The 12,676-nt window shown below is 50.8% G+C and carries 14 protein-coding genes and 1 pseudogene; 5 read left to right on the forward strand and 10 right to left on the reverse strand.

The genetic code is table 11. The features are described 5' to 3' along the window. Positions 1 to 6: 6 nt before the first annotated feature. A complete protein-coding gene (locus ACR1UW_RS14480; protein ID WP_011231214.1) occupies positions 7 to 885 on the reverse strand; it encodes an IS982-like element ISGsp1 family transposase in 879 nt (292 codons plus the stop codon). Positions 886 to 1,002: 117 nt separating this feature from the next. Between ACR1UW_RS14480 and ACR1UW_RS14485 the strand changes: the two genes are divergently transcribed. Together ACR1UW_RS14485 and ACR1UW_RS14490 are read left to right on the forward strand one after the other, a co-directional pair. Then, a complete protein-coding gene (locus tag ACR1UW_RS14485; protein ID WP_498933865.1) occupies positions 1,003 to 1,563 on the forward strand; it encodes an IS630 family transposase in 561 nt (186 codons plus the stop codon). Between the two features lie 64 nt (positions 1,564 to 1,627). Beyond that, the gene (locus ACR1UW_RS14490; protein ID WP_167438902.1) at positions 1,628 to 1,774 is read left to right on the forward strand and encodes a hypothetical protein; all 147 of its coding nucleotides are present in this window, start codon (positions 1,628 to 1,630) and stop codon (positions 1,772 to 1,774) included. Here the strand turns inward: ACR1UW_RS14490 and ACR1UW_RS14495 are convergent. Together ACR1UW_RS14495 and ACR1UW_RS14500 are read right to left on the reverse strand one after the other, a co-directional pair. Then, complete coding sequence (locus tag ACR1UW_RS14495) at positions 1,725 to 1,892, reverse strand: PD-(D/E)XK nuclease family transposase (protein ID WP_434408547.1); 168 nt, start codon at positions 1,890 to 1,892, stop codon at positions 1,725 to 1,727. The two genes, ACR1UW_RS14490 and ACR1UW_RS14495, sit on opposite strands and share 50 nt — an antisense overlap. A gap of 206 nt (positions 1,893 to 2,098) precedes the next feature. Further along, positions 2,099 to 2,554, reverse strand: a complete 456-nt coding sequence (locus ACR1UW_RS14500) for a PIN domain-containing protein (protein WP_498933868.1) — start codon at positions 2,552 to 2,554, stop codon at positions 2,099 to 2,101. Between the two features lie 70 nt (positions 2,555 to 2,624). Between ACR1UW_RS14500 and ACR1UW_RS14505 the strand changes: the two genes are divergently transcribed. Further along, a complete protein-coding gene (locus tag ACR1UW_RS14505) occupies positions 2,625 to 3,503 on the forward strand; it encodes an IS982 family transposase (protein WP_011230510.1) in 879 nt (292 codons plus the stop codon). 53 nt (positions 3,504 to 3,556) lie between these two features. Here ACR1UW_RS14505 and ACR1UW_RS14510 read toward each other — a convergent pair whose 3' ends face one another. Then, positions 3,557 to 3,847, reverse strand: coding sequence for a hypothetical protein (locus ACR1UW_RS14510; RefSeq protein WP_033010796.1), 291 nt, complete (start codon positions 3,845 to 3,847; stop codon positions 3,557 to 3,559). 203 nt (positions 3,848 to 4,050) lie between these two features. Between ACR1UW_RS14510 and tnpC the strand changes: the two genes are divergently transcribed. Beyond that, positions 4,051 to 5,499 (forward strand): IS66 family transposase, encoded by a 1,449-nt coding sequence (gene tnpC, locus ACR1UW_RS14515; protein ID WP_498933870.1) that lies wholly within the window; start codon positions 4,051 to 4,053, stop codon positions 5,497 to 5,499. 72 nt (positions 5,500 to 5,571) lie between these two features. Here tnpC and ACR1UW_RS14520 read toward each other — a convergent pair. Then, a pseudogene (locus ACR1UW_RS14520) lies at positions 5,572 to 5,946 on the reverse strand (transposase family protein); the annotation flags it as partial. A 146-nt stretch (positions 5,947 to 6,092) separates the two neighbouring features. On the opposite strand from ACR1UW_RS14520, the gene ACR1UW_RS14525 reads away from it, so the two are divergent. Next, the gene (locus ACR1UW_RS14525; protein WP_434408807.1) at positions 6,093 to 6,641 is read left to right on the forward strand and encodes a TetR/AcrR family transcriptional regulator; all 549 of its coding nucleotides are present in this window, start codon (positions 6,093 to 6,095) and stop codon (positions 6,639 to 6,641) included. Between the two features lie 108 nt (positions 6,642 to 6,749). Here the strand turns inward: ACR1UW_RS14525 and ACR1UW_RS14530 are convergent, their stop codons facing one another. The 5 genes from ACR1UW_RS14530 to ACR1UW_RS14550 all read right to left on the reverse strand — a co-directional run bounded on the left by ACR1UW_RS14530 (position 6,750) and on the right by ACR1UW_RS14550 (position 12,423). After that, positions 6,750 to 7,121: a DUF2255 family protein gene (locus tag ACR1UW_RS14530; protein WP_434408809.1), complete on the reverse strand. Its 372-nt coding sequence runs from the start codon at positions 7,119 to 7,121 to the stop codon at positions 6,750 to 6,752. 193 nt (positions 7,122 to 7,314) lie between these two features. Continuing rightward, complete coding sequence (locus ACR1UW_RS14535; RefSeq protein WP_498933873.1) at positions 7,315 to 7,545, reverse strand: cupin domain-containing protein; 231 nt, start codon at positions 7,543 to 7,545, stop codon at positions 7,315 to 7,317. A 370-nt stretch (positions 7,546 to 7,915) separates the two neighbouring features. Further along, entirely contained in the window at positions 7,916 to 8,581 is a 666-nt protein-coding gene (locus ACR1UW_RS14540; RefSeq protein ID WP_033010793.1) for a type 1 glutamine amidotransferase domain-containing protein, read from the reverse strand. A 228-nt stretch (positions 8,582 to 8,809) separates the two neighbouring features. Continuing rightward, positions 8,810 to 11,974, reverse strand: a complete 3,165-nt coding sequence (locus tag ACR1UW_RS14545) for an MMPL family transporter (protein ID WP_498933875.1) — start codon at positions 11,972 to 11,974, stop codon at positions 8,810 to 8,812. Next, positions 11,971 to 12,423, reverse strand: a complete 453-nt coding sequence (locus tag ACR1UW_RS14550) for a MarR family winged helix-turn-helix transcriptional regulator (protein ID WP_094239069.1) — start codon at positions 12,421 to 12,423, stop codon at positions 11,971 to 11,973. The genes ACR1UW_RS14545 and ACR1UW_RS14550 overlap by 4 nt, the downstream gene beginning before the upstream one ends. Between the last annotated feature and the right edge of the window lie 253 nt (positions 12,424 to 12,676).

A 12,676-nucleotide genomic window follows, 5' to 3' on the forward strand; every position in this document is an offset into this window, starting at 1 on the left:
TGAGCGTCAGCGCTCAACCAGCCCTAGTGTGACCAAGGAATAAGCCAACAAGATGCCATCGAGTGCCACTTCAAACCCGGCAATGGAATTCGCTCGAATGTCGGTGATCCGGTATTGGTCTACGAGAATCGAAAACACCGTCTCGATGACTTTGCGTTTTTTCCTGATCCATTCTTCCCATGCCTTGGATGGGCCGTGCTTTTGATTGTGTCGAGACGGTGTCCAGAACGCGGCTTGGTGTTCTTCGTACAGCTTTTCTCGAAGAGCGTGGCTGATGTACCCTTTGTCCCCAAAGTTGTAGGGATGAGGGATTTGAGTCATCACCGTTTCAGCGGCTTTGACGTCGTGGCAGGACGCTTCCGTCACGACATAGCCCATGGCCAGCCCTTGATTGGTCACTTGAAGATGCAGCTTGAAACCGTAGTACCATTGCTTTTTGGAAGCACAATACCCCATATCCGCGATCCCTCGAAATCGCTTGACGCGCTGCATTCTTGCGGGATGGCACAACGGAAGAGGCAAGCTGTCGACGACCGCATAAGCATGGTGTTGGCCACGTTTCGCCAGCTCATGACGGATCCATTTGATGGCGAAACCAAGCGCCCGGCAGCGGCGGTTGTATCGGGAGCGTTCAAGAAACGAGCCGTTTGTGAACAAATTTCCCGTGACAAAACGATGCCAGGCTCGTTCGGAAGAAAAGCCCAGCAGCTTCCCCAAAAGGTGAACCGCCATGACCACTTCGTCTTCTTGCTTGACCAAGTGACGGTTGCGGCGATGAAGATACATTTGAATCAACGACAGTTGGGCAGAAACAAAACAGAAAATAGCGGCATATTGTTTTTGAAGTTTGGCTGGATCTGTAGTAAAATGAAAGTGCTCTTGCATGGGGGATCTCTCCTTTCGAATGTTGGGTGACACTTTCATTCTACTGGAGATCCGCCAGCAAGGGCTATTTTTATGCTTGTCTGAGTTTTATCTAGCACCACGGGTTTTGAAAAACAAATGGATCTGATAAAAAAAAACTTGATCACCAAGGAGACAGAAGATGCTGTTCTTCTGTACATCGATGAAACCCATATCCGCTCTTACCATGTCTTGCGGTCCACATGGTCGGAAGTCGGCCGCCAAAAACAAGTGCCGACGTTTGGCCATCATGCCCACGTATCGCTGTTTGGCGCGGTCAACGTCCATGATGGTGAAACGGTGCTTCATCAAACGACCGCTGCCAATGCCGCGACGTTCTTGGATTTCTTGAGAATGCTCAAAGAGCGCTATTTAGACCGTCTCATGGTTTTGGTGTTGGATAACGCCCGCATTCACCATGCCAAAATGGTCAAGGAGTTTTTGCGGGAAGAAGGGCAGTGTTTTCACTTTATTTACCTTCCTCCCTATTCGCCACAGCTGAACCCGATCGAACGCTTATGGAAATGGCTGAAAGATACGGTGATTGCCAATGTATTTCACAAGGATCGCAACGATATCATTCAAGCCATTACTCGGTTTGTCAACTACATCCACGAACGTCCGGAGGAAGTGCTGCAGCGTTTAGGGTGTGCAGGATGACTGAGAAGTTAACTCTTCATGTTGCATGTATATAGTACCATCCAAGACAAGGGAGGTGAACAGGATGGCAAACGTTGTTTTTGATTTCCAACAAGCGGTCTTCACACTCGAAAGCATGGTGGCAAAAATCGAGCGCCAAGCGCAAACAATCGAAAAACTCATCAAAGAAAACGAGCAGCTAAGACAAGAAAACCAGCAATTCGGGGCGTGACAGGCACCACGCCCAGGATGACGATCATAATCGTCGGTGGAAGTGCGGCATACCGTTGTCCTTGCAAAAGAGAGGACGAAAACAGCCGCGCCCAATAGTACAACAGGCGTTCTGACATACTATACTGAAGGAAGAAGAGAAATGCAAATGTAGAAATATGGGTTTGTAAGGAAAAGTAAGGAGAGAACGATCGGTGAGCATAGGAGAGTATAATGTTTCTTTGAAAAACTCACCATCGCAAAAAGCTTGCGTGATAAAGACATTGAATTAGAAGACAGCATCATGCACATGTTTCGAAAAAGGTCTAAATGAATTGCAACGGTCTTATAACAGCTTATTAAGAAATTTTTGCAAGTCTTCTGGATCTTGAATAGGATTCACATAATTCAATCCCCATTTTTGCAAACGTACAAAATCTTTATCATTATTGCTAAACAATGTCATTCCTTTTGCAATCGCTGTAGCAGCAATAAGCGCATCCCCTGCTTTTAATGTTTTTCCGGTTTCCATCTTACATTTTCTTCGTAATTCCGCTGCTTTTTCTGCTATTTCGAAGTCCACGTTGTATAGCGTTGATGCCCGAATATAGCTGTATCGCTTATGACGAATGGCTTCGTTCGTTTCTACCTTTTCATATGAAAGAAACTCCATCGCAACAACGCTAGACATTGCGATTTCAAAACCATCGTTTAACAGTTGGGTGAAGAGGTGTTTCACTGGCTCATAGCCCAAATAATGATAAACATAAACCCGTGGTGCTAGATAAACTTGAGCAAGCATAAAAATAGCCCTTGCTGGCGGATCTCCTGTAGAATGAAAGTGCGACCTGCCATTCGAAAGGAGAATCCCCATGCAAGAGCACTTTCATTTTACTACAGATCGAGCCAAGATTCAAAAGCAATATGCCGCCATTTTCGTTTTTGTTTCTGCTCAACTTTCATGCATTCAGGTGCATCTTCATCGTCGAAATCGCCATTTGGTCAAGCAAGAGGACGCTGTCATCATCGCCATTCATCTTTTAGGAAAGCTGCTCGGTTTTACATCCGAACGGGCATGGCATCGTTTTGTCACGGGAAATTTGTTCACAAACGGCTCGTTTCTTGAACGCTCCCGATACAACCGCCGTTGCCGGGCGCTTGGTTTCGCCATCAAATGGATCCGTCATGAGCTGGCAAAACGCGGTCAACATCATGCCTATGCCGTCGTGGACAGCTTGCCGCTCCCGTTGTGCCATACGGCAAGAATGCATCGCGTCAAACGGTTTCAAGAGATCGCCGACATCGGGTATTGCGCTTCCAAAAAGCAATGGTACTACGGGTTGAAGCTGCACCTTCAAGTGACCGATCAAGGGCTGCCAATGGGGTATGTGGTGACGGAAGCATCTTGCCACGATCGAATCGCAGCCGAAAGCGTGATGACCCAAATTCCCCACCCGTATAACTTTGGGGACAAAGGATTCATTAGCCGTGACTTGCAAAAAAGGCTGTACGAAGAATACCAAATGGCGCTTTGGACTCCGTCTCGAAAAAACCAGAAACATCGTGCGTCTGAGACATGGGAGCAGTGGATCCAACAAAAACGCAAAGTGATCGAGACGGTGTTCTCGGTTCTGGTTGACCACTATCGCATCACGGGGATCCGAGCCAATTCGATTATCGGATTTGAAGTGGCACTAGACGGTATATTGTTAGCTTATTCCCTGGTTACACTTGGGCTAGTTGAGCGCTAAAGCTCAACTAGCACCACGGGTAAACATAAATGTTATTATCAATAAGTGCGATATTACTCAAGCTCATTATTCCTCCATTCTTCTTCCCGATTAGCCATCTTAAGCAACTCTTTTACATTTTCACCAGCGAGAACGGCACTACCTGCTAAGCTTTCAAAAGCTTTCACTTTATCCTCGGTACTCAACGGTTTCGGCTTCACGATCAATTTATCTGTTTGTTCTTCAATAACAGTCAACTGCAATAAATTCGCTTCCTGTAACGCCCGCTTAACTAATTGAAAAATATGCACGTAGTCGTGGCGCTCATCTTCATTATGATTTTTTAAAATGTCTACATTTCCCATTGCTATCCCTCGCTTTCTGTATATTTTTATTATACCATTCAACACCAACCAAGTATATCAAAAATATGGTTCATCACCACAACATGTACTTGACAAGCGATACGTTCTCCTGGTAACTATTCAGCCACATCATAAAGTGAGCTGAATATTTTCTTCTTTCCTTGTCTATGATGTGAATATTGATAGACAAGGAGGTGAATCACATGTTGACGGTACAACAAGCTGTATTTACAGTTGAGGGCTTAATCGGCAAAGTCCAACAACAAAAACAGCTCATTCATCAACTCGTTCAAGAAAATGAACATTTGCGTCACGAAAACAAACAACTACGCAAAGAAAATGAACAACTGAAGTACCGTGTTCAAGAGCTGGAAGCACGCACGAAAAAAAACAGCTCCAATAGCCATTTGCCCCCATCTTCTGACCGTTTTGCCAACACACGTTCTTCCCGTCAACCATCTGGCAACAAGCCAGGCGGACAAGAAGGACATCAAGGAACGACGCTCCGTCAAGTAGAACATCCACATCATCGTGTCGTCCACCGTGTGCATACGTGTCAAGGATGTGGAGCTTCTTTGCGTGACGTCAAACCGTTCAAAGTCGATATCCGTCAAGTGTTTGATGTCCCTCGTGTGGCGATCGAGGTGACACAACATGAACGTGAAGTGAAATCGTGTCCACATTGTCGATGCGTGCAACAAGCCGAATTCCCATCCCATGTCACGAATCATGTGCAATACGGTCCACGGCTCACGGCGCTCGTTGTTTATTTACATCATATCCAATTGATCCCGTACAAGCGTTTAAGTGATACAATCGAAGCGTTATATCAACACTCGATTAGTACAGGAACCCTTGCCAATATGGTGAAACGAGGACGCGAAGCGCTGGAATCAAATATGGACATCATCGAAGACGCCTTACTTGAATCCAACATCCTGCATGTCGATGAAACGAGTTTGCGCATCAATGGGAAACTCGCATGGGTGCATGTCGCGTGTACATCGAGATATACATACTTGGCTCCTCACGCTTCTCGTGGAAAAAAAGCGACCGATGATATCGGGATTCTTCCCCGATATGAAGGGACGATGATGCATGATGCGTTCGGTACGTATCCGAAATACACACATGCCACCCATGCCCTTTGTCATGCCCACCATTTGCGTGAGTTAAAAGGATTCATCGAACAGGGGCATACGTGGGCGATGCGCATGACCACGTTTCTGTTAGCCGCCAAGCAAGCCGTCGAAGCCCATCACGGTGCACTTTCCGAAGAAGAAGCGAGACGGTGGGAACGAGTGTATGATCGTATCCTAGAAAGAGCACAACACCGATTAGAAACGATGACGCCTCTTCCGAAAAAAGCACTCGCTTTTGTTCGACGCCTTCAAAAACGAAAGGAAGAAGCGCTGCGTTTCTTACGTGAAGTACATGTTCCCTTTGATAACAACCAAGCCGAACGCGATCTTCGCATGGTCAAAGTCAAAGAGAACATTTCGGGTACGTTTCGCGAAGAAACATTCGCGCAGTCGTTTTGCATCGCAAGAAGCATCGTTTCCACACTGACGAAACACGAAAAAAACGTGTGGGATTCGTTATGTCTTCTGTTGACGGGTGACACGCTTGATCGCGTTCTTTCTACCACTTAGGGCATTTTCTATTACGGGGATGCCCTATTTGTGTTGCGCTTCTTTACATACTACTATCGGAGTGAATAGTTACGTTGTATATGGAATACGGTGCTTTCGGCTAACCTCTTGAATGGTGGAGCCTTCGCAAAGTTCATACAAGTACTCACAAAATCGATTGGTGTAGTGTTGATTGGGTGGAATCGATTCCAAAGAGGCGGAAAACACTTGGGAACAATTCCAGCACCGATAGCGCTTTACCTTTACGAACAAGTACACCGGTTGATGGAAAATCGCCAAATCCCGTACTTTTCTTGTCCGTTTGTCGTGGACAGAGGAAGTGGCAAATCCACAATGAGGGCAACGTTCCTGTGTCTCTGTTTTCTCTACATGAATCGCATAACCATAGGAAAGAAGTTCTTGTTTAATCACTTTAAATTCTGGCAATCCTAGTGATATAGAAAGCACTTACGAGACCTCCTTAATGTTTATTTCACCGCTAACATTATGGCCAGGATCTCGTTAGTGCTTTCTCTTTTTTGTCACTAAATCACAAAATTTGGTGATGAACCATAATTTACCCAAAGAATAGACCTTGAAGGGGAGAGTTCACCATGACGAAAATCGACCGGCGCATTGTGAAAAGCCAAGAAGCGATCAAAAAAGCGGTCGTCGAGCTGATGGCGGAAAAACCGTTTGACGACATCACGATTCAAGAAATCGCCGACCGGGCGAATGTGAACCGGGGAACGATTTATCTTCACTACACGGATAAATACGATTTATTGGACAAGCTGATTGAAGAACATATGGACAACTTGCGGCAGCTGTGCCGCGAGGCGGCTGACTTGACGTTTGAGGAAGGAAACTACATTTGGTACGAATATTTTGAGCGCCATCAGTTGTTTTTTTCGACGATGCTGTCCAGCAAAGGGGCGCCGTTTTTCCGCAATCGGTTTTTGCGGCTGGTGATCGAGGAATTCAAGCCGGATGTCGACACGTCAAGCGGAAAAAACAAAGGGCTGAATGAGGACGTCGTCTTGCAATTTTTCGCCTCCGCCGTCGTCGGGATTGTCGAATGGTGGTTCAAGCAAGACAGGCCGCTGCCGGCGCGCGTCATCGCGGAGCAGACGGGGCGCTTGCTGGACCGCAATTTTGATTAAAGATCATGCGGCCTGGCATCCGCTGTTTTACGCAAGACCAAAACCGCCACCGACGCCGGGCTGCAAGCTGGCAATCGGTGACGGTTTTCAGCTGAAAACGACTATTTCTTACTGAGGAATGATTTTCACCGTCGCCGCACGGGCGCGGGGGTTGATCATCGAAGACAAATACGGGCTTCCTTTGTACTTTTCCCGGTAGGCGTCATCGATCGAATCGTTGATCGGCCCGTCGACCGGTTCGAACGCAACTTCCTTCGTCATGCCGGCTGCCGTGATCCGCCCCGCTCTCTGTTTGACGGCCGCCTGATACCAGCTCGATCGTTGTCCGTTGTAGGCGCGCACATAAAGGGAATCCCCAACGACCACCGACCAAATCCACGTCAGCGTTCCATACGTTTTGCCGTCTTCGCGGAACGGCGAAATGTGCAAATCATCCGTTTCCGCGATTCGACGCAGCTCTTCGCTTGACCATCCAGCCATTGTGTTCCTCCTATTCATCCCGGCGATACTGTTCATCACTCACTTTTTCCAGCCATTCGACCGCTTTGCCGTTCGCGACTCCTGTTAAAGCGATATGAGTCATCGCTGTCGTCGGCGTCGCGCCGTGCCAATGTTTGACGCCCGGCGGGAACCAAACGACGTCCCCGGCCCGAATTTCCCGAATCGGGCCGCCTCATTCCTGCACCCACCCAACGCCATATGTCACGATCAGCCTTTGCCCAACCGGATGGGTGTGCCATGCCGTGCGCGCCCCCGGTTCAAACGTAACGTACGCCGCCGAGTACGGGGCGAATTCGTTTTCTTGGAAGAGTGAATCAACGCGGACGCTTCCGGTGAAATACGCGTCCTGCCCTTTCGCCGACGGCTGGGCGCCGTTGCGGACGATTTCGATTGTTTCTCCCATTTGCGTGTTCTCCTTTCCATAGCTAATCCGGGCCCCAAGGCAGAGATGGCCTCTCCGCCTTCATATTGATGCCCGCCAGTCCATATGTTCAACATTTGTCTATTATGATATCAAAGCTTCGTTTCTCTTCAATAGCTAAATCAACGCAATTTGTTGAATAATCAACAACCAATGTCCATCTGATCATCGAGAACCGCCTTGCCCATCTCCTCCGCATTCTGGACGTGCAAAAAAAAACAAGAGGCTGTCCCAAAAAAATTGCCTCTCTTTAAGAGAGAGATACAATATGTGTGTCCCTGCATCTCGTCATGAAGAAAGGGTGCCCCGTTCTCTTGGGACACCCCTTTGCCGCACATTCAGCCTTTATCGCTCACGCCTGCTCTTCCAGCGCGGCGACGACTTTTTCCGCCGTGCTTCGGCTTGATTGCGGATTTTGCCCGGTGATCAAGTTACCGTCGCGCACCGAGAAATCGGTCCATTTCTCGCCGTGGACGAAATTTGCACCGCGCAGGCGCAGCGTCGACTCGAGCAAAAACGGCATATGCACATCAAGCCCGACTTCACGCTCTTCTTCATCCGTAAATGACGTGACCGTTTTTCCTTTCACAATCGGCGTGCCGTCTTTGTATGTGGCGTTCACCAGCCCTGACGGACCGTGGCAGACAGCGGCGATGATGCGCCCGTCTTCGGCAAACTGCTGCAAGACGTATTGCAGCGTTTCATTGTCGGGAAAATCGAACATCGTCCCGTGTCCACCGGGAAGGAAAATGGCGTCAAACCCGTGTGCATCGTCCTTGCTTAAACGTGTTGTGTTCTTCAGCACTGCTTCCGCCTCCGCCCAAGACGGGTCTTTTTCATTGATGCTGCGCGGGTCAAGCGGCACCTCGCCGCCTTGAATGCTCGCCACTTTCACGTCATACCCTTTTTCTTTAAATACCAAATACGGTACGGCAAACTCCTCAAGCCAAAGCCCGGTTTTATGGTCGTCGGTGATCGTCGTATGGTTCGTCACCACCATGAGCACTCGTTTCGTCATGCGGCAGCCCTCCTTTAGGTTTTGGAATGTTCTCTACTACTCATCATACTTTATGTTGGGCAAAAGAGGAAAAAATATGCTTTGTGAAATGGAAAAGGAATGAATCGCTGGCGGACGATCAAGCAACGAGCACCTATATTTCGTTGATGAGGAGAGGCGGCATCGTGCCAGCTCTCCTGAAAAAGAACGCCGCCCCCAGCATGCGGGGAGCGGCGTTGGCTCGCCATCTTAACTGATTTTTTGTTGTTCCAGTCCGTCCGCTTCACTCACCGGCTGCCGGAACGGCCACCAGTTCGCGCGACCGAACGTGCGGACCATGACCGGCACGAAGAGCGGCAGGACGACGAGGGCGTAAAGGAGAAGCCCCGTCAGCACAATTGTCGCGATTTGCAAGAGCGACAAGACGCCGGACGGATACATCGCGGCGAACGTTCCGCCTAAAATGACGGCGGCGGAGATAATGACCGTCCCCATATGGCCCATCGCCGACAGCATCGCTTCCTTCACCGGCCGGCCGCGGTATTCGTTGAACCGATCCATGAGGAAGATGCTGTAGTCGATGCCAAGCGCCAACAGCAACACAAAGGCGAAGAACGACACCGCCCAGTTCAAGCCGGCATAGCCGAGGCCGTTGACGAAAATGAGTTCGGTGACGGCCATCGATGTGTAATACGTCAGGACGAGCGACAAGATCAAATAGAGCGGCATGATCAGCGAACGGAGCAGCACCGTCAACACGATGGCAATGCCAATGAGCATAAGCACCGCGGTATGCCGATAGTCGGCGTTCGACATCGCCTGCAAATCGGCGTACGTGCTGGTGACGCCGCCGACAGCGATCGTCGCGTCTTCCCACTTCGTTCCTTTCACTGCCCGTTCGGCCGCGGCGCGAATGTCATCGATGCGGCCGAGCGCCGATGTTGAATACGGATTTTCTTTTAAAATGACATCGAACGTCACGATGCGGCGGTCTTTCGACATATACGCGTCTTTCGCCTGCGCAAAGTCTTTGCTTTCGCGCGCCTCTTTCGGCATGTGCCAGCCAGCCATGTCTTTCTCCGGCGCCGATGACAAATCGGCTAAATACGTTTCCGCCGTTCCGAGGCCGTTCGCCACTTTTTGAAGGCCGGACGCGCTTTGGTCCAAGCCGTTTACAAGCTGGTCGAGCTGGCCGCCAAGGGCGGAGAAATGCTCAAGCAATTGGCGCTGGCCGCCGTTCACTTGCTCAAGCCCTCGGGAGAATTGCGGCAATTGGTCGACCGCCTGTTTCTGGCCGTCGGCCGCTTTCGTCAACCCGGCTTCGAGCTCCGAAAGCCCGGCGATGATCCGGTCCAAGCCGCCGTTGACCGCCGCTTGGCCAGCCGCGAGTTGGGCGAACGAGTCGTTCGCTTTCGCCAAGCCGGCGCGCGCCTGCTCAAGCGCCCCGTTCAACTGTACGAGGCCGTCCGCCATTTCGTTCGTCTTTTCGGACAAGGCGGCGACCGTCATTTTCGCTTGTTGGTATTGTCCATCTTGACGGAGTTCCGGATGCGACTGTTCGACTTGCCCGAGCATCGTCTGCACGGCGGCAAGCTGAGCGGCGACAGCTTTTAATCCCGCTTCGATTTGCCGGTACTGGCCGCTTAGCGCCGACAGTCCTTGTTCCGCCTGCTTGTAGCCGTCAAGCAGCTGCGTGGCGCCTTCCTGCAGCTTTTTCGCATTGTCGCGAAGCGTCACTAAGCCGTTTTTCAGCTCACCGGCGCCCATTGCTCCCCGGCGCACCCCTTGTTCAATTTGACTGAGACCGGTTTGCAGCTGGCGCAGGCCGTCTTCAAGCCGCTCCGTTCCGGAGACGAGCTGGCCGATGCCGGATGACGCCTGCTTCAGCTGCGGAGCGGAAGCGGAGAGCTGATCGCTTGCCGTTTCAAGCCCAGCACCGATTTTTTCGATGCCGTCTTTGCCGGCGCCGAGGCCGTCTTTGAGCTGTTTCGCTTGTTCGGTGACATACAGCTCCTGAATCGGCTCTCCGGTCGGACGCGTCGCCGAGCGGACGCTTGCCACGCCATCAACTTTTTCGATCTCTCGGCTCATTTTCTCTATCAACGCCAGCCCTTCTTCCGAATCAAGCGGCTCTTTGCTTTTTACCACCACCTGCGTCGGCATGGCATCTCCCGGATTGAAATGATCGGCGATGATGCGAAATGCTTTGACCGAACGGTAATGATCGCCAATCTCTTCCATGGAGTCAAACGACAGCTTGCCGTCGTACGTCGCGAGCACCGGCACCGTCACAATCCCAACAATCGCCAGCGCCAGAAGCGGACGGGCGAAGGCAAAGCGACCGGCGGCGAGCCAAAGCCGGCTTTGCCCGTGCTCAAGCTTCCCGCGCACCGGCCAAAACAGCTTCTCGCCAAGCACGGCCATGAAAAACGGCACGAGCGTCACGAGCGCCAAAAGCAGCACCGCTACCCCAACGGCGACGGCCGCCGCCGATTGGTACAGCTTAAACGTCGACAAACCGATCGCCGCAAAGCCGATCATGACGGCAATGCCGCTTGCCGCCACCGTTTTCCCAGCCGTCCGGTACGTGGCGACGATCGCTTCCACCCGATCGCCGCGTTTCGCCAGTTCTTCTTTAAACCGGCTCAGCAACAAAATGCAATAGTCGGTCCCAATGCCAAACAACACCGCGACTAAAAACGTTTGCGTGAACGTCGACAGCGGGAAATTCACTTTATCTACTAAAAACGCAACGACCGACTGCGAGACGACATACGTCGCCCCGACCACAAGCAGCGGAATGAGCGGCGCCACCGGCGAACGGAACACGGCGAGCAAGACGATTAAAATAAAAACGACGGTGATCCCTTCCGTTTTTTTCACGCCTGCCTGTGAGCTTGCCACCACATCTTCATCGATCATCCAGCCGCCGGTGAAATAATGCTCGACTTTGACGCCACTGACGGCTTTATATAAAGCATCCGTCAGCTGTTTCGCCGTCCGTCCGGCCGGGTCGATGGCGATGGAAATGAGCATCGTCGTCCCGTCTTTGGAGATGAGTTCTTTTTCGAGCTTCGGGTTGGCAAACGGCGAGACGATGTTCGTGACATGAAGCTCCTCTTTTTTCTTTTCGAGCGCGTTTACCGCCCGTTCAATCTCTTTTTTGTCATCCGCCGTCAACCCGCCTTTTTGGTAAAAGACAAGCACCGCGGAGCGTTCGTTTTGTTTGTTTTCCTGGCTGTTCGCCTCTTTGATCAGCTTGGCCGCCAACGACGACGAGTAGCCGTCCGGCACGCTCAACTGCCCTTTCTCGCGGACAAGCTCGCCCATGTTCGGCGCCGTCGCCATGAGCACGGCCGCCATGGCGATCCATGCCGCAAGTACGAGCCATTTTCCTTTGATGATCGCTTTCATGTCGCCTCTTCCACCTCCTGCAGCACGCGGGCCAGCCGCTCATACGTGCGGATGAACGCTTCAATTTCTTCTTCCGGAAAGCGGGCGATTACTTCTTCGACGAGCCGATAGACGCTCCGGTCCATCTCCTTCACCCATGCTTCCCCGTGCTCTGTCAGCGATAAGACGATGACGCGCCGGTCGTTCTCGTCACGGTCGCGGCGCAGCCAGCCTTTGTCGAAAAGGCGGTTCGTCATCGCCGTCACCGCGCTTTTGTTCACCCCGAACATCGCCGCGAGCTCCGTTGACGTGCACGTCCCCCGCCGGCGGATGTAGCGAAGCAAATAATATTGGTCATGCGTCATCTCTTCGCAAAGGCTGTCTTTGACAAGCGCCGCGCCGCGTTTCATCACGAGAAACGACACGGACAAATAGCGGTCGATCCATTCGTCGATGTTTCGTTCTGGCATTGATTCACCTCCGATGGTTCAATCATTGAACAATCAACCAGATTCAACAGTAGATGGAGAGCTGTCATCCGTTTTGTTCAACTGTTGAACTATTAGTAACGATACCAAGGAAAAAAGAGAAAGTCAACAAGGAATGTTGCCAAAGGAGAAACCATTCTATCGTCCAATTTGAATAGAGAGGAAATTTTTTCAAAGCCATTACATTGCATTCACGAACGCTTAACATTTGGCTTGTACGATAAAAAATGGCCAA

This window comes from Geobacillus lituanicus (assembly GCF_050994965.1).
In the GTDB taxonomy this organism is placed as follows: Bacteria; Bacillota; Bacilli; order Bacillales; family Anoxybacillaceae; genus Geobacillus; species Geobacillus stearothermophilus.

Coding starts and splice junctions, on each gene's coding strand:
- ACR1UW_RS14480 (WP_011231214.1), bottom strand. CDS start 885: ATGCAAGAGCACTTTCATTTTACTACAGATCCAGCCAAACTTCAAAAA.
- ACR1UW_RS14485 (WP_498933865.1), top strand. CDS start 1,003: ATGGATCTGATAAAAAAAAACTTGATCACCAAGGAGACAGAAGATGCT.
- ACR1UW_RS14490 (WP_167438902.1), top strand. CDS start 1,628: ATGGCAAACGTTGTTTTTGATTTCCAACAAGCGGTCTTCACACTCGAA.
- ACR1UW_RS14495 (WP_434408547.1), bottom strand. CDS start 1,892: ATGTCAGAACGCCTGTTGTACTATTGGGCGCGGCTGTTTTCGTCCTCT.
- ACR1UW_RS14500 (WP_498933868.1), bottom strand. CDS start 2,554: ATGCTTGCTCAAGTTTATCTAGCACCACGGGTTTATGTTTATCATTAT.
- ACR1UW_RS14505 (WP_011230510.1), top strand. CDS start 2,625: ATGCAAGAGCACTTTCATTTTACTACAGATCGAGCCAAGATTCAAAAG.
- ACR1UW_RS14510 (WP_033010796.1), bottom strand. CDS start 3,847: ATGGGAAATGTAGACATTTTAAAAAATCATAATGAAGATGAGCGCCAC.
- tnpC (WP_498933870.1), top strand. CDS start 4,051: ATGTTGACGGTACAACAAGCTGTATTTACAGTTGAGGGCTTAATCGGC.
- ACR1UW_RS14525 (WP_434408807.1), top strand. CDS start 6,093: ATGACGAAAATCGACCGGCGCATTGTGAAAAGCCAAGAAGCGATCAAA.
- ACR1UW_RS14530 (WP_434408809.1), bottom strand. CDS start 7,121: ATGGCTGGATGGTCAAGCGAAGAGCTGCGTCGAATCGCGGAAACGGAT.
- ACR1UW_RS14535 (WP_498933873.1), bottom strand. CDS start 7,545: ATGGGAGAAACAATCGAAATCGTCCGCAACGGCGCCCAGCCGTCGGCG.
- ACR1UW_RS14540 (WP_033010793.1), bottom strand. CDS start 8,581: ATGACGAAACGAGTGCTCATGGTGGTGACGAACCATACGACGATCACC.
- ACR1UW_RS14545 (WP_498933875.1), bottom strand. CDS start 11,974: ATGAAAGCGATCATCAAAGGAAAATGGCTCGTACTTGCGGCATGGATC.
- ACR1UW_RS14550 (WP_094239069.1), bottom strand. CDS start 12,423: ATGCCAGAACGAAACATCGACGAATGGATCGACCGCTATTTGTCCGTG.